At 43.2% G+C, this 17,618-nt stretch carries 18 protein-coding genes, 1 tRNA gene and 1 pseudogene; 15 read left to right on the plus strand and 5 right to left on the minus strand.

Features of this window, described 5'->3' with window-relative positions; genetic code table 11:
• Positions 1–207: pseudogene (locus DWX43_RS27200) on the minus strand (hypothetical protein); the annotation flags it as partial.
• 416 nt (positions 208–623) lie between these two features.
• Between DWX43_RS27200 and DWX43_RS22310 the strand changes: the two are divergent.
• The 5 genes from DWX43_RS22310 to DWX43_RS22330 all read left to right on the plus strand — a co-directional run bounded on the left by DWX43_RS22310 (position 624) and on the right by DWX43_RS22330 (position 5,127).
• The gene (locus DWX43_RS22310; RefSeq protein WP_109733245.1) at positions 624–1,124 is read left to right on the plus strand and encodes a hypothetical protein; all 501 of its coding nucleotides are present in this window, start codon (positions 624–626) and stop codon (positions 1,122–1,124) included.
• A gap of 84 nt (positions 1,125–1,208) precedes the next feature.
• The gene (locus tag DWX43_RS22315) at positions 1,209–2,396 is read left to right on the plus strand and encodes an iron-containing alcohol dehydrogenase (RefSeq protein WP_118621912.1); all 1,188 of its coding nucleotides are present in this window, start codon (positions 1,209–1,211) and stop codon (positions 2,394–2,396) included.
• A gap of 86 nt (positions 2,397–2,482) precedes the next feature.
• Positions 2,483–2,905 (plus strand): 4Fe-4S binding protein, encoded by a 423-nt coding sequence (locus DWX43_RS22320; protein WP_118621913.1) that lies wholly within the window; start codon positions 2,483–2,485, stop codon positions 2,903–2,905.
• Entirely contained in the window at positions 2,905–4,791 is a 1,887-nt protein-coding gene (locus DWX43_RS22325) for an aldehyde ferredoxin oxidoreductase family protein (RefSeq protein WP_118621914.1), read from the plus strand. The genes DWX43_RS22320 and DWX43_RS22325 overlap by 1 nt, the downstream gene beginning before the upstream one ends.
• 87 nt (positions 4,792–4,878) lie before the next feature.
• Positions 4,879–5,127 carry a MoaD/ThiS family protein gene (locus DWX43_RS22330; RefSeq protein WP_109733241.1) on the plus strand — a complete coding sequence of 83 codons (249 nt, stop codon included), beginning with the start codon at positions 4,879–4,881 and terminating at the stop codon, positions 5,125–5,127.
• On the opposite strand, the gene DWX43_RS22335 is transcribed toward DWX43_RS22330, so the two are convergent.
• From DWX43_RS22335 to DWX43_RS22345, 3 genes are all read right to left on the minus strand, one after another.
• A complete protein-coding gene (locus tag DWX43_RS22335; protein WP_330582306.1) occupies positions 5,128–5,871 on the minus strand; it encodes a DUF5131 family protein in 744 nt (247 codons plus the stop codon).
• Between the two features lie 79 nt (positions 5,872–5,950).
• Positions 5,951–7,294, minus strand: coding sequence for a sensor histidine kinase (locus DWX43_RS22340; protein WP_118621916.1), 1,344 nt, complete (start codon positions 7,292–7,294; stop codon positions 5,951–5,953).
• Positions 7,291–8,013: a LytTR family DNA-binding domain-containing protein gene (locus DWX43_RS22345; RefSeq protein ID WP_118621917.1), complete on the minus strand. Its 723-nt coding sequence runs from the start codon at positions 8,011–8,013 to the stop codon at positions 7,291–7,293. The genes DWX43_RS22340 and DWX43_RS22345 overlap by 4 nt, the downstream gene beginning before the upstream one ends.
• A 186-nt stretch (positions 8,014–8,199) precedes the next feature.
• On the opposite strand from DWX43_RS22345, the gene DWX43_RS22350 reads away from it, so the two are divergent.
• From DWX43_RS22350 to DWX43_RS22375, 6 genes are all read left to right on the plus strand, one after another.
• Entirely contained in the window at positions 8,200–9,960 is a 1,761-nt protein-coding gene (locus DWX43_RS22350; protein WP_147356324.1) for a leucine-rich repeat domain-containing protein, read from the plus strand.
• Positions 9,961–10,215: 255 nt separating this feature from the next.
• The gene (locus tag DWX43_RS22355) at positions 10,216–10,668 is read left to right on the plus strand and encodes a DUF2975 domain-containing protein (RefSeq protein ID WP_118621919.1); all 453 of its coding nucleotides are present in this window, start codon (positions 10,216–10,218) and stop codon (positions 10,666–10,668) included.
• 10 nt (positions 10,669–10,678) lie between these two features.
• On the plus strand, positions 10,679–10,891 hold the full coding sequence (locus DWX43_RS22360) for a helix-turn-helix transcriptional regulator (RefSeq protein WP_109733225.1): 213 nt from the start codon (positions 10,679–10,681) through the stop codon (positions 10,889–10,891).
• A gap of 35 nt (positions 10,892–10,926) precedes the next feature.
• Positions 10,927–12,402 (plus strand): DUF4173 domain-containing protein, encoded by a 1,476-nt coding sequence (locus DWX43_RS22365; RefSeq protein ID WP_182440794.1) that lies wholly within the window; start codon positions 10,927–10,929, stop codon positions 12,400–12,402.
• A 110-nt stretch (positions 12,403–12,512) separates the two neighbouring features.
• Positions 12,513–13,490 (plus strand): signal peptide peptidase SppA, encoded by a 978-nt coding sequence (gene sppA, locus DWX43_RS22370; RefSeq protein ID WP_118621921.1) that lies wholly within the window; start codon positions 12,513–12,515, stop codon positions 13,488–13,490.
• Positions 13,471–14,187: an RDD family protein gene (locus tag DWX43_RS22375; RefSeq protein ID WP_243099445.1), complete on the plus strand. Its 717-nt coding sequence runs from the start codon at positions 13,471–13,473 to the stop codon at positions 14,185–14,187. Before sppA ends, DWX43_RS22375 begins: the two co-directional genes overlap by 20 nt.
• A gap of 3 nt (positions 14,188–14,190) precedes the next feature.
• Here DWX43_RS22375 and DWX43_RS22380 read toward each other — a convergent pair whose 3' ends face one another.
• Positions 14,191–14,658, minus strand: coding sequence for a C-GCAxxG-C-C family (seleno)protein (locus tag DWX43_RS22380; protein ID WP_109733222.1), 468 nt, complete (start codon positions 14,656–14,658; stop codon positions 14,191–14,193).
• A 147-nt stretch (positions 14,659–14,805) separates the two neighbouring features.
• Here DWX43_RS22380 and DWX43_RS22385 point away from each other — a divergent pair, with 147 nt between their 5' ends.
• The 4 genes from DWX43_RS22385 (at position 14,806) to DWX43_RS22400 (ending at position 17,368) form a co-directional block, all read left to right on the plus strand.
• Positions 14,806–15,651, plus strand: a complete 846-nt coding sequence (locus DWX43_RS22385; RefSeq protein WP_118621922.1) for a fumarate hydratase — start codon at positions 14,806–14,808, stop codon at positions 15,649–15,651.
• 86 nt (positions 15,652–15,737) lie between these two features.
• On the plus strand, positions 15,738–16,292 hold the full coding sequence (locus tag DWX43_RS22390) for a Fe-S-containing hydro-lyase (protein WP_118621923.1): 555 nt from the start codon (positions 15,738–15,740) through the stop codon (positions 16,290–16,292).
• 125 nt (positions 16,293–16,417) lie between these two features.
• Complete coding sequence (locus tag DWX43_RS22395; protein WP_118621924.1) at positions 16,418–17,134, plus strand: lysophospholipid acyltransferase family protein; 717 nt, start codon at positions 16,418–16,420, stop codon at positions 17,132–17,134.
• 146 nt (positions 17,135–17,280) lie between these two features.
• A tRNA-Ser gene (locus DWX43_RS22400) sits at positions 17,281–17,368 on the plus strand.
• The last annotated feature ends 250 nt before the right edge of the window (positions 17,369–17,618 follow it).

The raw sequence follows: 17,618 nt of genomic DNA on the forward strand, positions 1-17,618 counted from the left end.
TAGCAGTACCCGTACATCCATAATTCCCAGTTTGTCATCGGCTGAGTCCCTCGGAAGCAATGTGGGCAGAAGGACCGTATCTTCGACTTCGTCCGGGGGCAGGTCTAACAATGCTGAAATAAAGCCCTTCCTGACTTTGGGGTTCTGCATCAGTTCCTTGAAACAAAAGTCTACAGTGGGTAACATAATAAAGTTGTCTTTTGTCATAAAATGAAATCTCCTTTCCTGTGCAGAAAACGAATGGTACACATGTAAGGAGCTATTCTGATTTACTATTATCATATCACGAAATACAAATATGTAAAAGACAGGAATACCTTCATAATGTAGTGTTCTGGTTTGTTTTCTGCGGTTCTACTAAGTAATTAATTGGGTAAACCGGCGAACTGCCGATTGAAAAATGAAAGGTGAATACCTTTCGAAGTTTCTGACGAGAGTATATCATGAGATAGGGGAAAGAGCAATTAGGCAATATGACGAAATTGGAAGACACAGATATTTTCCAAAGACAATGATTTTTTATTTGCTCAAAGAGTGTATAATATAAGCATAGAGTATGTCCGAAACGAAGAACGGAAGATTTTTATAATAGGGACAAAAAGAATAAAAAAGGAGGAAATGTCATGCAGGTTAGTTCAAAACAAAGATGGATGGCCGGAGGAAAGATTCTTTTTGAAAAGGTGATCTTGTTTTTCCTCTACCGGGGAATGAAAGTGCTGTACAAATATGACACAAGAATTCATCAGGAGATTTCCGGCTGGCCCATAGGAAGGACGCTGGTGCTGGCGGCATGTGAGAAGGGACCTAAGCTCTGTATCAGAAGGGTGTCATGGGGGATCGTAAGAGTGTCGGATATCGAGGACCCGGATATTATGATTTCATTCAAAAGCATTGATGGGGCTTTTCTGGTATTTTCCGGACAGATTGGGACTTCACAGGCTTACTCGCAGCACCGTTTCATGGTAAAGGGAGATATTGCGGCGGTTATGTCGGCGGTGCGGTGTATTGACCTGACAGAAGCATATCTGTTTCCAAAGATTATGACGAAGCGGATTCTGAGGAAGGTGCCCAAAAAGCAGATCAGCAGTATTCTTGTTTACTGCCATGCAATTCTGGGTGTGTAATGATTTTAAGGAATGTTTATAACAGAATGATTTAAAGGCCAATAATGTAGTCTGCAAATAAAAAGTTAATAGGAGGAATGGATTATGCTGCCATTATATTATGAGTTTCAGAATTCAACGAAGATTTTATCAGGGAAAAATGCCCTTGAGAATATTACATACGAATTGAAAGGTCTGGGGGCTTCGAAACCGATTCTGCTGTCTGATAAGGTACTGGAGAAGATTGGGTCACTGCAGAAGGTGATTGACGCCATGGTTTCAACCGGAATGGAGCCGGGCGTGATTTTTACTGATATTCCGGCGGATTCTTCCGTTACCGTGGTGAACCAGATCGGTGAGAAATATAAAGAAGGCGGCTGTGACAGTATTGTTGCCGTGGGCGGTGGTTCAGTCATTGATACTGCGAAGGGCGTGGAGATGCTGATCTCTCAGGACGTAAAGGACCTTATGGAACTGCAGGGCTGTGAGTCTATGGGGAGGGGGAAACACGTACCGTTTATCGCCGTGCCGACAACTTCAGGCACAGGCTCGGAGATGACGCTTGTTGCAGTTATTAAGAATATCGAGAAATCTGTGAAGATGGAGTTTATTTCCAACTACCTGTTGCCGGATGCCGCTGTACTTGATCCGAGGATGACAGAGACGCTGCCGCCGAAGACGACCGCATCTACCGGGTTCGATGCACTGTGCCATGCCATTGAGGCATTCAGCTGCAATCAGAAAAACCCGTTAAGCGATGCCTATGCAACGGCGGCTATCAAACTGATAGTAGAGAATCTGGAAGATGCGGTGAAAGACGGAAAGAACAGAAAGGCAAGGCTGGCAATGGCTAACGCCTCTACAATGGCAGGAGCGGCATTTTCTAACTCCATGGTGGGCATGGTCCATGCGATCGGCCATGCATTAGGCGGAGTCTGCAAAGTACCCCACGGAGATGCCATGACCATCTTGCTTCCATACTGTATGCTTTACAACTATAAGAAAAAAGGAGACATCTACGGAGAACTCCTCCTTTATCTGGAAGGCCCCGAAGTATACGCAGGGACCCCGTCAGAAAAGCGCGGGGAAGAAGCAATCAAATCTGTCCGTAGGCTTGAGCGCAGGCTGCACAAGATGAGCGGACTTCCCATGACTCTGAAAGAGGCACACGTAGACAAAAAAGATTTCGATGCAGTAGCACGTACCGCCCTCAACGATGGAGCCATGCTCGTAAATCCGGCGGCAGTAGATTATGAAGATGTAATCATGATACTGAATCAGGCATATGAATAAAATTTTATGGTGTAAGTGCACTTTTTCAGAGGGGTCTGACCCCTTTGAAGTAAAAAGAAACGATATTATTTACAGGAGGTATGGGGATGTCCTTTTTTATTACGGAGAAATGTATCGGATGTACATTGTGTAAAAAGTTATGTCCCGTTGGTGCAGTTGAAGGGGAGTTGAAGGAAAGGCATCGGATTAAGGAAAGGCGCTGTGTAGAATGCGGCGTCTGCGGGAGGGCCTGCAAACAGGATGCCATTGTGGATTCCAAAGGGAACGTGATGAAAGCGGTTCCTAAGGACCAGTGGAAGAAGCCGGTCATTATGAAGGATAAGTGCAGCGCCTGTTCGATGTGTGTCTGGAATTGTACAAAGGATGCGCTGAGGATTGCAGAACCCGCATTTAAGGGAGATATCAGGGTTTTTGCGGAACTGTCTGACCCAAAGAAATGTGTCGGCTGCGGGATTTGTGAATCGGTATGTCCGTTACATGCAATTCATATGGAAGTAGGTGGGCAGTAATGAATTTACCTGTTTATATTCAGATTGATTTAAGTACCCGGAAAATCAGGCGTTTTCAAATAGATAAGAAAATGTTTGAGCGTTTTATAGGCGGTAAGATTCTGGCGGCGAAACTGCTCTATGACATGACAAGACCGGGAATCGACCCTCTGTCAGATGAGGCTATGATCATCGTCAATACAGGACCTGCGAATGGCACAGGGGCCCCATCTTCGAGCCGGTTTAACATGTCTTTTAAAAACCTGATGACGGGAGGGATTGCTTCGTCTAACTGCGGAGGTAATTTCGGAATGATGCTCAAAAAGGCCGGGTTTGACGGGATGATCCTGACAGGGAAGGCAGATGAGCCGTCTTATATTGAAATTCTGGACGGAGATGTGCATATTAAAAATGCGCAGCATCTGTGGGGGATGGATACGGAAAAGGTGCAGGAAGAATTTCCGGCCCATTATGGGAAAATCGTGATCGGTCCGGCCGGAGAACATCTTGTTCATTATGCAGGCGTATTATCTGGTGAAAGAGTCGCCGGAAGGTGTGGTGCGGGAGCAGTATTCGGTTCCAAGAATATTAAGGCGGTTGTGGCATACGGGACGAAACGTCCTGAAGTATACAATAAAGAAAAACTGGACAGGCATGTTGAAAAGTGGGTGCATTTTTTGCAGTCGCACCCGATGACCGGAACATCCCTGCCGAAATACGGAAGCGCCGGGCTTGTCACGAAGGCAAATGCCACCAGCGCCCTGCCGACGAAGAATTTTCAGCGGGGCTTCTATGAAAAAGCGGAGGACATCAGTGGCGAGACTCTGGCAGATACAAAACTGATCAGGAACATGGGATGCGTCAGCTGTCCGATCAGATGTGAAAGAAGGGTCAAAGTATACGATAAGGATGTAAAAGGCCCTGAATACGAGACTGTAGGGCTGTTTGGAGCCAATGTAGAGAGTGCTGACCTGGATATCATAAACGAGATCAACTATATAGCAGATATCATGGGAATGGACACAATATCACTGGGCGGGACCATAGCATTTGCAATGGAACTCAAAGAGAGAGGAATCGCCGACTTTGGAGTAGATTTCGGCGAGACCGGGAACATTCCTGAAATCGTTAGAAAAATAGCTTACAGAGAAGGTATTTATTCTGAACTGGCAAACGGTTCCAAATGGCTTGCTGAAAAATATGGAGCTGAAGATGCCGCAATCCATGCCAAAGGTCTGGAACTGGCCTCCTACGAACCACGTAAATCCGTAGGAATGGGACTTGGCTACGCCACATCTAACAGAGGCGGATGCCACTTAAATGGAGGTTATCTGGCACTGCTGGAATCCGTCGGTGTCTTATCCACAGATCCACTGGAGACAAAAGGCAAACCGGAACTCACAGTACTCATGCAGAATGCAATGGAAGCCGTATCCGGTTCAGGCTTCTGCCTATTCACCGCATACAGCATGATCCCGTCCATCCTGTTCCGCCTCGGTCCGTCCCACTGGATCACAAAACTATGCGGAAAAGTACTTGTATGGGTATGGCCTGTTTTAGGAATCATATGGAAATTCATGCCGTGGATACTGCCGTTCAACTCCATGTTCTTACTGCCTCACGCAGAGGCTGTAAAGCAAATAACCGGAATCAAAATGACAACAGGACGCTTCATGCAGCTCGGCGAACGTGGATACAACGTAGAGCGCCTGTATAACTACAGAGAAGGCCTGACCGCCAACGACGACAGCCTGCCCGGCCGGCTCACAAAAGTCCCTCAGGACAAGAACCCAAAGTCCGTAGTCAGACTCGACAAGATGCTTCCGAGATACTACAAAGTAAGAGGATGGAAAGAAGACGGGTCGCCGTCAAAGACAAAATTGTGGCAATTAAAAATATTTTCATGAATTTGGAGAAAACGGCCCGCAAAGGGGTCTGACCCCTTTGCGAGCCATATTCAGAATAGTCAAATTATTTAGGAATCGGGTGATGATATGCCGAGAGTATACTATTATGGTTCCCTCCGTGAAATGACGGGAAAAAAGGATGAGGAGCTGGATGTTGCCGACGTGAAGAACTGTCTGAATACTGTCAGACAATTGTATGGCAAGGAAGCCTATAAGGAGGCTAAGAGAAGTCTGATTACTTTAAATGGTGTCAGTATTTTGTCTATAGATAATTTCAAGACAAAAACGAAGCCTGAGGATGAGGTCCGTTTTCTTCCTATTTGCGGGGGAGGCTGATTAAAACAGCCTTCTCCCGTCTGAAATGTCGATCCCCAGTTCTTTCGCCATTCCGGTTTGTTTAAATGGGTTTATCTTTTCAGTGATGCCATTGCGTTTGAATAGGGAACCGGTATTTTTGAACCAGAATGTGACATCTGCCTTTACACATTGTTCACGGATATCGAGTACCCAGTCATAGTCGCATTCACGGGCTTCCCGACCAGTTTCTCCTCCGACGGTCACATGGTCTGTACCATGCAGATACGGTGTCAGGTCGATCGCTTCCAGAAGCGGCGCGCAGGCGATGAAACGCCTTTTGATCGGATAGGATAGAAAAAGTGGGAGCCTGTAATCGGCTAATTTTTGATTTTCAACAGTACAGCCGATATTCACATTGTCATATCCATCCCCCCAGTCGTCAGGTAGGGATACAGGGAAACGGTCAATCCGTTTCGTCAAGATTAGAAAATCTATATCTGTTCTTTCCCGGATCATGGCCCAGGCATCCTTGCGCCATTCATCCGCTTCAGGAAGAAAAAAATCAGTCGCAAAACAAGTTGCAAGTATCTTATTTCCTTTAATGTTGTATTCCCCTTTTTTATTCTTCCTTACAGGCCAGTCAAATTTATCCGTTTTTTCTATTGTGTTTTGACCATAGCGCTTCGCATGCGGTCCGTAAAAATAGCAGTTCGTGCAGCCGTCACTTTCTTTGTAACAGCCTGTCCACGGTTCCCAGTTCATAGTAATTCCTCCCCAAGATATATTTTAAAAATATATTGTATAATATAAATCCAGTTCGTTATAGTAAAAATGCGTCATTATTAGTATATCACCTCTCCTGTTACCGATCCCCTGAATTTTCATACTGAAGCAGCACAGAAGCATAAAAAACATCCTCTTTCCATTCAAACCGTACTGTACCATGATAACGCTCTGCAATGTCTTGTATAGAGGACGCGCCGACACCCATTCCCTTCCGCTTCGAGGACATGGGTATGCCGTCCTGAAAAGTTACAGGAATTGTACAGCTGTTATCTGTCAGGATCAGTAATTCTGAACTGCCGTGGCGTTTGATCCTCAGTTTAATAAATTTCTGGCCTGAGGACTGACGCTGGCAGGCTTCTACTGCATTTTCCAGAAGATTACCCAGCAGTACTGTCATATCTGTTTCTGTAATGGGACAGGAATCAGGATAATCAATCTTCGTGTCAAAGAGAATTTTATAATCTTTTGCCATCCCTGCATAGTAACAAACAATAGCATCGACGACGTCATTGTGGCAGTACGATTCCAGTATGTCAGGCGGAAGCTCGCTTCTATACAGGTCAATATAATTCTTCAGTCCTGTTCTGTCATCTTTATCTATATACGACTGCACAACCGCCAGATGCTGCCGCAGGTCGTGTCTGGCTTTGCGCATGGCTCCCATATGCTGTGACAGAGAGTCGAACTGTTTCTTCTGTGCCATTATGCTCTGGTCGGCATATTTTAAAGCATCCTCCAGTTGTGTGCGGCTTTTAGATAATTCCAGTACTTTTAGTGCAACATAGGAGACATAGCATGTACCAAAGAGCATCAGATAACGGGATATGATAAATTGCCAGGTTGCATACGCATAGATATCATCATTAAAGCAGTACAGCATTCCAAACAATGCCGAAAAAAGCGGGATTTTCCACAGATGTTTCCACAGGGCAGTATCCTGTATCTTCATCGCTTCCATAATCGTATGCGAAAAGAACCGGAGAAGAATCGGGCAGGTAATGAGATAAATGATAACCCGGGCAATATTGTAAACCAGATACGGGTGCCGGTCAGAGAAATCCCAGAAAAATCTGCTCTCAATAAAGTTGGCGTTGCCAAAAACAAAAAAGGACCATGCAAATATAAGCAGATAAGTAAACATCAGCTTTGGAAAGCTTTCTCTGATCAGTGCAAAGGAAAGCGTGAGATTGATGAGCATAAATACATAGCGCATGAGGGTGGTCCATTGTACCGCCATCTCATACCCGCCTGCATTAATTAAGTAAAAGGACAGGCTGTTGAGCGCGGACACACTTATAATCAGCACCATGACATATTTAAACGGAATCCGCAGTTTATCACGGAACATCAGATACCGGGGCACTGCAAAAGGTATAAAATCAAGGAAGGGAAACAAAAGTACCATGAATGTATCAATCATAACAAATCATCCTCCCTTGCTTTTTGAAAAAGATACGTGTGATAGTCACTTTCAATCTTCTTTTTATCTCTTTTAGAAAAAAGAATTCTATCCCCTGTTGTCAGCACAAAATGTAGCCCGTCTATTTTCTCCACATGGTCAAGATTCACCATACATCCTTTATAGCAGGTCAGAAACTGCGGATAGTTCAGCATAGCCGCCGCTGTACTGAACGGGATGCGGTAGCGCAGAATCCCCCGCTGCGTTGTATGGATCTGTATATAATGTCCGTCTAAATCACACCAGAGAATTTCACGCAGCAGTATTTTATCATTTTCTATAGAGATGAATCTCGCATTTCTCAGCTTTGCGATGCCTGCCAGAGTCAGCGTCTGCTTAAAATCATCATAAGAAAATGGTTTTAGCAGATACCCTCCCGCCCTGACGTGGTAGCTGTCTATAGCATGTTCGCGGCTGGTGGTAATAAACACCAGAACGACGAGCTCATCAATTTCTCTGATCCCTTCAGCTGTTTCAATTCCGGACAGCCCGTGCATATACTGGTCAATAAAAATAAGGTCAAAAGAGTCTTTAGTATAACCTGCCAGAAATTCTTCCCCACTAAAAAAACTTTCAATCTGAACAGGGTCTTTGGCATAATGTTCTGTAAAAAAACGATGAAGACAATCCCGGATCTCATTTTGACATTCTAAAAGGTCATCTATAATAGCTGCTTTCATACTGTCTCCTAACTATCTTATGTCAATATAAATATTTTTTGTCAACCCCATTTTACATGAAAAATGGTGATGAAACAATGCAATTTTCGGCCAAAATCTGCAAATTTCAGCCAGTTCATTGTCGGTTTCTGCCTATTTGTTATGATGAAAGAAGACTTAATACTCAAAGAGGGGGGACCGGACATTATGAAAAACAGGAAGCGGATGAGAGCTGTTTTAATGGCTGCGGTACTGATAATAACGGCTGTAAACAGCCCGGCAGTTGTCTATGCACAGGAGGTATCACCACCAGTTGTAACACAGGAAGGCAGTCAGGAAAATGGGGTAGAAGAAACAACGCCGGATCTTGCATCCAGTAGTATTGGCCAATTGTCCACCGGTAATGTGGAAATTACAGAACAGAACTTTCCAGATGCTGCATTCAGAGAATATGTAAAGAAGTTTGACAAGAATCCTAAGAATGACGTTCTATCTGCAGATGAAATAAAAAAAGTTACTGACATTAGTGTAGCATACAATAAAAATATATATGATTTAACTGGAATAGAAAATTTTACTTCATTAAAGTATCTGACCTGTAATGATACAGGGATCATTAGTCTGGATGTAAGTCATTTTCCTGAGCTCTTATATTTGACTTGTAATAATACAGAAATAAAGGAATTAAAAGTTGATAAGAATATAAAACTAACTAATTTGTACTGCTACAACACAGGTATCGATGCTATAGATGTTTGTAATAATGAGGAGTTATTACTTCTGAATTGTGAGATTACAAATGTAGCAAAAGTGGATGTTAGTAATAACGAAAAACTAGTAAGGCTGTTTTGCGGGAGGACTGCTGTAACGGATATAGATGTAAGCGGTAATAAATATTTGAGAGAACTGGGATGCAATAATACAGGAATCACAAATCTTGATGTAAGTAATAATACAAAACTGGAAATACTAACTTGTTATAATACACCTCTTACATGGCTGAATATCGGGAATAATGATAATTTAAATGCAAAGCTTATAAACCCTATCCTGCCAGCCACAATAGATGTAACTGGTAATTCATTTGATATCACAAGTAAAATTCCCGGAATCGATCTAGATAAAGTAGAAATGATACAAGGCGGAAAACTTGAAGGAAATACTGTTACCTTAGACAATGCACAATTTTTTATGTATGAATATGCATGTGGAACAAGCGCTGAAGGACCAAAGGTGCTGACTGTAAAAGTAAATCTTAAGATTACAAAGCTTGACCGCAGTGTGGAAATAACGAAAAAACTCGATAAGATTTATGACGGTACAGAAGTGAGTTTATCAAAAAACGATGTAAGTATTTCAGGCAGCACGGGGGACGTGCAGTTTGTATATGAAGAATACAAAGGTGATGTCTGGAATTTAATCACAGAAAATCCAAAGAATGCAGGAACATACAGAGTGACTGCCCAATTGAAGGAGGATACCTTTAACAACGGGGCTTCCTCTGAACCTGAAATATTTACAATATCTCAGATAGCAAACAGCTGGATAAACGCCCCGGCCATCAAAGGCTGGACATATGGAGAAAAAGCAAATACCCCGTCCGGGAGTGCAAAATATGGAGATGTGATTTTTACATACAGCGATTCGAAGAACGGGAACTTCACAGATAAAGTGCCGGATAAGGCAGGAACATTTTACATGAAAGCATCTGTTGAAGAGACTATGAATTATATGGGATTGGAAGAGATTAAGAAGTTTACAATTGTTAAGAAAAGTGAACCTAAAAAGGAGGGTATGCCTAAAAATGATGATTCCAAGAAGAACAGCAGTACAGGTAAAAGCGTGAAAAGCGTAAAAACCGGGGACATCAGTGATACAGGAATGCTTGTGAACCTGAGTGCTTTATCGCTTGCAATAGTTGGTATATTTATTTGCATAAAAAGAAAAAAGAATATGAAAGACAAGTAATAACGGATGCAGTAGTTATTAGCTAAAAGGCCTGTTGGGACATTACAAGTTCCAACAGGTTTTTTGCTGTGAATTTTTACTGCATGTCAGCCTATCCCCCGTCCCATACATAATCTGTATTTATTTCAAATTAATAAAAATATATTGATAAACAATAAAAATATATTGAAATTCATGACTGCAAGTGATATAATCCAGAAAAAGGAAGTAAAGAAATTATAAAGTGATTTATATTTATGAAAGGATATGAAGTATATGAGTCATGAGAAGTTAATCAAGTTTACGAGTATGTTTTTAAGTTTTATGTTTTACGCAGGGATCGTTGTCCTGATCGGACTCCCGTTTTTGTTAAAGCTGGCAGGAGATTATTATGACAGTGACATCACAAAACAGTTCTGGCCGATGCTGTTTGTAGTTGGAGCATCTGGAATATGCGGTCTCACGATCGTATACCAGCTGCGCAGGATGATGAAGACGGTTCGGGACCAGAATTGTTTCGTAACTGAAAATGTCAGCAGTTTACAGCTGATGGGAAAGGTGAGTCTGGTGATTTCAGTATTATTTATTCTAAAAATTTTCTTTCTGCCTACGCTGGCCACTTTTGTTATTATTCTGACCTTTTTTATTGCGGGGATATTCAGCCATGTGCTGTCCTGTGTTTTTCAGGAGGCGGTCCGCTTTAAAGAAGAAAATGACTTGACAATTTAGGAGGCACGGTATGGCGATTATAGTAAATCTGGATGTAATGATGGCAAAGAGAAAGATGAGCGTTACCCAGCTCGCGTCAGAAATAGATATTACAATGGCGAATCTTTCAATTTTGAAAAACAATAAGGCAAAAGCGGTCCGCTTTACGACGCTGGATGCGATCTGCAGGGCACTGGACTGTCAGCCTGGTGATATTCTGGAGTATGTGGAAGACGAAGAGTAGGCAGGGCGGTATGCATGCCGGGAAGGAGTTGTTATATGGGTACTTTATCAATCAATAAACTGGAAGAGAATTACATTTTCACAGGCTGCCTGTGCGGTATTTACGGGATTGTTTTCACATTCTGTCTGTATAAGAACCTGTCAGGGATTACATTTCCTCTTTTTGTAGCAGGCACGATTGTGACTACGGTGCTGTTCTTAAAACGTATGGGGATTACTGTGAAAAAAGAATTTATGCTGTATGCGGCGGGGATGATGCTGCTCGGAATTTCTACAGTTTTGACGACCAGTATCTTCTTTCATTTTTTTAACTGGATGGGGATTCTTCTTCTCCTTCTGACTGCCGTACTGCAGCAGCTCAATGAGGACAGCGGCTGGAGTTTTCAGCATTATATAGTTTCATTGCTGATTCTGACAGGAAGGACTATGATCTCGGTCTGTGACCCGTTTATTCATGGAATGAGATATAAAAGAGCAAAGAAACAAAAGGAAAAAAGTACCTATTTAAAATCTGTTTTGGCGGGAGCCGGTGTTGCGGCAGCAATTTTGTTTGTCGTTCTCCCACTTCTTGTGTATTCAGACAGAGTATTCGGGACGATTGTTATGAAACTTTTCAGGCCGGTTCATTTTGGCGCTGAATGGGGGATTATCCTAACATTTTTTCTTGGTTTTATCCTGATGTATGCGTTTCTTTCAGGTATGTCGGGGTATGTAATCAGGGAAAGAACAGATATTGTAAAAGGAAAGGTTAATGCTGTTTCCGGAATCACTTTTGCAGGAATACTGGCAGCAATCTATGTCTTCTATTCTGCGATCCAGATTTTGTTCCTGTTTCTCAGACTGGACAGCGGGCTTCCGGCGGGGGTCACGTATTCACAGTATGCAAATTCGGGCTTCTGGCAGCTCCTTGCGGTCAGCCTGATTAACTTTGTCACCGTTCTGATCTGCATAAGCGTATTTCCTGAAAATAAGATTCTGAAAATCCTGCTGATGACGATCTCAGTCTGCACCTGCATCATGACTCTTTCTGCCGCTTACAGGATGGTGCTCTATGTGAAAGCCTATCATCTTACATTTCTTAGAATCCTCGTTCTGTGGTTCCTCGGCGTGCTTCTGCTGATCATGTTTGGCGTTATGAGGAGTATCCTAAGGAAGCAGTTCCGGCTGTTCCAGTATATCATGGCAGTCGTAGCGGTAAGCTATATCGGGCTTTCTTTTGTAAGAGTCGATAAAGCAGCGGCAGAATATAATCTGTCAAAATGGGAGCAGATTTCACAGCAGGACCTCCTCCAGCATATTTACACAGGTTCTCTGGATGCAGCCCCGCTGATCGCTAAGATGGGCAGCAGGGTGGCTGTACCTGAGGGGGGAATTGAAGATGTTTCTTATAAGCAGCTCATCACGGATTATTACCAGAATATTCTGGACAGGGAGATGACCTTAAGATCATGGAATTATTCACTTTCAGAGGCAAAGAAGGCGGCCAGAGAGTATATGAAACATCCATTATAAGCCTGTAAAGATTAAAGAGAAAACTCATTGCCTAAGGGGTGCATTACCTATATAATGATGTTAAAGGCAGTTATTAATGCACTATACCACACAGGCAGGAGGCAGTTTGGATGAATAAAAAACAGATAGGTGGCCTGGTTATCGCGGTGATACTATTTATTGTGACCGGGGTAATCAGTGTTTTTACAAACGTATCGGCAGAGCGCAGGGCAGCAGAGACTGCGGAAAAGCTTCTGGCCGGGGGTGTTAGATTCGATGCACCAAGAAGCGACTACATTGTTGTCGTCAGAGTTGAGGGCACGATCCAGCAGCAGACATCGACTTCGCTTTTTGAAGCGGCGGAAGGATATCAGCATATCACAACACTGGATTATATTGACTACCTGATGGCAGATGGTTACAACAAAGGAATTCTTCTTTACGTTGATTCCCCGGGCGGTACGATTTATGAGTCAGATGAGCTGTATGAGAAGCTGGCGGAGTATAAAGAGAGCACCGGCCGTCCGATCTGGGATTACATGTCACATTATGCGGCTTCCGGCGGCTATTACGTGTCTATGAATTCGGACAGGATTTATGCAAACCGCAACACGGTTACCGGATCGATAGGTGTCATTATGTCTGGATATGACATGAGCGGACTGTACGAAAAGCTTGGAATCCGGTATGTCAGCATTACAAGTGGGACCAACAAGGATTCCTCTAAAATGACAGACGAACAGGTTGAAATCTACCAGAGCCAGGTAAATGAAGCTTACGAACGGTTTGTCGAAATTGTGGCTGAGGGCAGGGGTATGACAGTGGAAGAGGTGAAAAAGCTCGCAGACGGCCGGACATACACTGCAAATCAGGCTTTGGAAAATGGCCTGATCGATAAGATTTCTTCTTTCGAAGAGATGACAGCCGAAATGAGTGAGGAATTAAACACATATTATTATTATGAACCAAAGTCGGCCGATTCCGTATTGGCTTCACTATTTTCCGAAGTAAAAAAAGCGACACCTAAGTCTGAGGCACAGGTACTCACGGAACTTGCTGAAGAAAAGGCGAATGGAGGGCTGATGTATTATGCAGAACAACTGCAGTAATATCCCGAACGGGGGCATGGGAGAAGGTACTCCGCCGTTTCAGGGGAATACAGGCAGACCCCATCCGGAACAAGGCAGGGCAGAGAACACATATGCAGGTTTCTGGGTTCGTCTGGGTGCCTATATAATAGACAGCATCGTTGTATTCGCAGGACTTCTCGTCGTACGGTTTGTCATGTGGATGGGAATGTCTGTGTTTGACGGTGAACTTTTCAGCGGCCGTATCCTCTTTCAATATACGCTGAAAGATATAGTATTGTATGCGGTCCAGGTATTGTATTTTATCTTATGTACCTACTACACAGGAACGACACTTGGAAAGCGTGCAATGAACCTCAGGGTCATACACGCGGACGAGACAAAGAAACTGTCATTTTTAAATGTTGTATACAGGGAGACGGTCGGAAGGTTTTTAAGCGGGATCATCCTTGGAATTGGATATATCATGATCGGGATTGATAAGGAAAAAAGGGGCCTTCATGATTTCCTGTGTGATACGCGGGTGGTGTATGGCAGGAAAGTAAAGGTATACCCGGTTTACCGGCAGCCGGTGCAGCAATACAGGCCAGTGCAGCCGCAAAGACCTGTACCGCCGCCTGTACCTCCGCAGATGGATGTACCGCCGGCATGCAATGAGAATACACCGCCGGATGCACCTTTCTCTATTTCGCAGGAAGACAGGAACAATCAGCCGTAGCTGCTATCTGTTAATAGATTCTGCGTTCGCGAGAATAATTTCAGCGGTCCTCTTTACTGTGAAAGAAACAAAATCTGTACACTGCGCCTTTCTTTCCGGAGAATTTTTCTCCATTCCCCGTGTCAGCGCCCGGCAGCAGGAGGCCCCGCAGTGTTTACAAAAGTCATCATGCAGTTCCCGGCAGACCTCGAAGCATTTATGAATCTTCGGGTCGCCGGGTTCTGTACGTCCGAAGAAATATCCCAGCATCATCGTTCCGCCCGCCAGTGCACCGCAGATACATCCTCCGCCGCCAAGTCCCCAGGGAAAGCCGGAACTCATGGCGATCGCGTCATCAGAAAGCTCCAGCTGAAAATGTTTTCGGATTGCATATACAATAGATTCTGAACAGGCAAAGCCGGAATGGAAAATATCGACAGCATCTTTTTGCAATTCTTCCATATTAATCTCAGTATTATAATTTTTTCCCATTATGAATGAACCTCCTGATCAAATAATCACTTTACTTACAAGAAAAACCTGTATTTTCAGGCCAACTTTACTATACCACTATTTTCTTTTTTTAAAAACTATATTATAATAAGAAAAGTTATAAATATAAGGTCATCAGGAGGAGCCATGTTACGATCAATTAATGTTGGAGAAATTACAAAGAACATAAAAGAAATGTGTATCGAAGCAAACCATTACCTGTCACCAGATATGGACGCAGCCATGAAAAAAGCAGAACAGGAAGAAAAAGCGCCGCTCGGGAAACAGATACTGGAGCAGCTTCAGGAGAATCTGAAGATTGCAGCAGAAGAAATGATTCCGATCTGCCAGGACACAGGAATGGCAGTAGTATTTCTGGAGATCGGACAGGATGTCCATCTTGAGGGCGGCCTGCTGGAAGACGCGGTTAACGAAGGCGTGCGTCAGGGCTATACAGAGGGCTATTTAAGAAAATCCGTAGTTAAAGACCCTTTGATCAGAGAAAACACTAAGGATAACACTCCTGCCATCATACATACAAGAATCGTTGCAGGAGATAAAGTAAAGATAAAAGTAGCGCCAAAAGGATTCGGTAGCGAGAACATGAGCCGCATCTTCATGCTAAAACCTGCCGAAGGAATCGAAGGCGTCAAAAACGCAGTCCTCACAGCAGTCAAAGACGCAGGCCCCAATGCCTGTCCGCCAATGGTAGTAGGGGTCGGAATCGGCGGTACATTTGAAAAAAGCGCAATCATGGCAAAAGAAGCACTAACACGCGAAGTAGGCTTACATTCTGATATAGAATATGTAAAAGAGTTGGAAGAAGAACTCTTAAGCCGTATCAACAGACTAGGAATCGGCCCGGGAGGCCTCGGCGGAACAACAACAGCACTCGCTGTCAACATCAATACCTACGCGACCCACATAGCCGGCCTGCCGGTAGCAGTCAACATATGCTGCCATGTAAACAGACACATCGTCCGGGAAGTTTAGCATATTAACGTGTGAAAAGGGGTCAGACCCTTTTGCCTCTCGTTTTCAGAATATTCTCAAAATTTAGCCAGAAAGGAATCTTTGATATGGACAAACATATTACGGCACCTATTACGAAGGAGACTTCAGAATCGCTTCATTCAGGTGATTATGTGTATATTACAGGGACAATCTATACGGCACGTGATGCCGCGCACAAGAGGATGTATGATATTCTTGCCGAGGGCGGAGATCTGCCAATTGATATAAAGGACCAGGTGATTTATTATATGGGGCCATCCCCGGCCAGAGAGGGACGTCCGATTGGTTCTGCCGGACCGACCACAGCAAGCCGCATGGACAAGTATGCACCGCAGCTGCTTGATCTAGGACTTGGCGCTATGATAGGAAAAGGAAAGCGCAGCCCGGAAGTGATCGATGCGATTATAAGAAATGGATGTGTCTACTTTGCAGCAGTCGGCGGAGCCGGAGCATTGCTTTCAAAATGTATTGTAAATTCAGAGGTGGTTGCCTATGATGATTTGGGGACAGAGGCAATCCGAAAACTTACCGTAGAAAACTTTCCTGTAATTGTCGTAATCGACAGTGAAGGAAACAACCTGTACGAGACCGCCATTAAAGAATACTGTACGGAACAGTAATTTTTGTGTATGCCGGACCAGCTTGAGCTGTGCCGGCATGGACATACCTGAAATGCAAAATATTTCTATATTAATGTTTATTTATTATTTATTTTGGAAAGAATAGGATCTGAGAGGAAAATGTAATGAAACGTATACTACTGATGGTATTTCGAAATATACTGCTGGTGCCTTATATGTGGTGCCGCCTGTGTTATCATGCATCTCATACGGAAAAATATACTGAGGATGAGCAGTATGACCTCCTAAAGTTTATTGTACTCCGTGCCAATAAGGGCGGAAATGTCCGTATAGAAACGCATGGTATCGAAAATATTCCGAAAGAAAATGGATATATGTTTTTTCCAAACCATCAGGGCTTATATGATGTACTTGCAATATTAGAAGCCTGTCCAAGGCCTTTTTCTGTCGTTGCAAAAAAAGAAATTAAGAATATCCAGTTTTTAAAACAGGTTTTTGCATGCATGAAAGCATATATGATTGACAGGGAAAACGTACGTCAGGCTATGCAGGTCATTATTGATGTATCTAATGAAGTGAAAAATGGTAGAAATTATCTGATCTTTGCTGAAGGCACCCGTTCTAAAAATGGAAACCGAATTGGGGAATTCAAAGGCGGAAGTTTCAAGGCAGCCACAAAAGCAAAGTGTCCAATAGTGCCGGTTGCACTGATAGACTCATTTAAACCATTTGATACGAATACGATCAGTAAGGTTACCGTACAGGTACATTTCCTGAAACCTCTATATTATGATGACTATAAAGATATGAAAACACCTGAGATTGCAGCCCTTGTCCATGACAAGATACAGGATACAATTGACAAAAATGAGAAAAAATGAAAAAGTTGCAATTTTAGCGTTGACATTAAGAGATCAGTTTAGTATAATAAATTTTGCACTGTTGGTGCTTACTTAATTGAAAGCAATTATTCAATAGGTAGAATTTAATAATGTCCTGCTGAAAAGGCAGGTATTATTCAGAATCAGGAGAAATACTCAAGAGGCTGAAGAGGCGCCCCTGCTAAGGGTGTAGGTCGGGAAACCGGCGCGAGGGTTCAAATCCCTCTTTCTCCGTTTGATGTTTTCCAGAACTACTGGGCAAAACCAGTAGTTTTTGCATGTAGGCCCTGCCGAAAATGTAGTAGAAAAACATCACTTTGTCCACTAAATATAGTGTCAAAAAAAGCATTTGAAAAAAAGTTGAAAAAATTTAAAAAAACTGTTGACAAATGTATATGAGAAATGATATTATATCTAAGCTGACTCGCGAGAGACAGCAAACGACAAAAAGAACCTTGATAATTAAACAATAGACAACAAACCC

The organism is Clostridium sp. AF19-22AC, from assembly GCF_003479085.1.
Lineage (GTDB): Bacteria > Bacillota > Clostridia > Lachnospirales > Lachnospiraceae > Faecalicatena_A > Faecalicatena_A orotica.

Bases quoted from the DNA above. Each gene is read 5' to 3' on its own strand.
- DWX43_RS22310 (WP_109733245.1), top strand. From the start codon at position 624: ATGCAGGTTAGTTCAAAACAAAGATGGATGGCCGGAGGAAAGATTCTT.
- DWX43_RS22315 (WP_118621912.1), top strand. From the start codon at position 1,209: ATGCTGCCATTATATTATGAGTTTCAGAATTCAACGAAGATTTTATCA.
- DWX43_RS22320 (WP_118621913.1), top strand. From the start codon at position 2,483: ATGTCCTTTTTTATTACGGAGAAATGTATCGGATGTACATTGTGTAAA.
- DWX43_RS22325 (WP_118621914.1), top strand. From the start codon at position 2,905: ATGAATTTACCTGTTTATATTCAGATTGATTTAAGTACCCGGAAAATC.
- DWX43_RS22330 (WP_109733241.1), top strand. From the start codon at position 4,879: ATGCCGAGAGTATACTATTATGGTTCCCTCCGTGAAATGACGGGAAAA.
- DWX43_RS22340 (WP_118621916.1), bottom strand. From the start codon at position 7,294: ATGATTGATACATTCATGGTACTTTTGTTTCCCTTCCTTGATTTTATA.
- DWX43_RS22345 (WP_118621917.1), bottom strand. From the start codon at position 8,013: ATGAAAGCAGCTATTATAGATGACCTTTTAGAATGTCAAAATGAGATC.
- DWX43_RS22350 (WP_147356324.1), top strand. From the start codon at position 8,200: ATGAAAAACAGGAAGCGGATGAGAGCTGTTTTAATGGCTGCGGTACTG.
- DWX43_RS22355 (WP_118621919.1), top strand. From the start codon at position 10,216: ATGAGTCATGAGAAGTTAATCAAGTTTACGAGTATGTTTTTAAGTTTT.
- DWX43_RS22360 (WP_109733225.1), top strand. From the start codon at position 10,679: ATGGCGATTATAGTAAATCTGGATGTAATGATGGCAAAGAGAAAGATG.
- DWX43_RS22365 (WP_182440794.1), top strand. From the start codon at position 10,927: ATGGGTACTTTATCAATCAATAAACTGGAAGAGAATTACATTTTCACA.
- sppA (WP_118621921.1), top strand. From the start codon at position 12,513: ATGAATAAAAAACAGATAGGTGGCCTGGTTATCGCGGTGATACTATTT.
- DWX43_RS22375 (WP_243099445.1), top strand. From the start codon at position 13,471: ATGCAGAACAACTGCAGTAATATCCCGAACGGGGGCATGGGAGAAGGT.
- DWX43_RS22380 (WP_109733222.1), bottom strand. From the start codon at position 14,658: ATGGGAAAAAATTATAATACTGAGATTAATATGGAAGAATTGCAAAAA.
- DWX43_RS22385 (WP_118621922.1), top strand. From the start codon at position 14,806: ATGTTACGATCAATTAATGTTGGAGAAATTACAAAGAACATAAAAGAA.
- DWX43_RS22390 (WP_118621923.1), top strand. From the start codon at position 15,738: ATGGACAAACATATTACGGCACCTATTACGAAGGAGACTTCAGAATCG.
- DWX43_RS22395 (WP_118621924.1), top strand. From the start codon at position 16,418: ATGAAACGTATACTACTGATGGTATTTCGAAATATACTGCTGGTGCCT.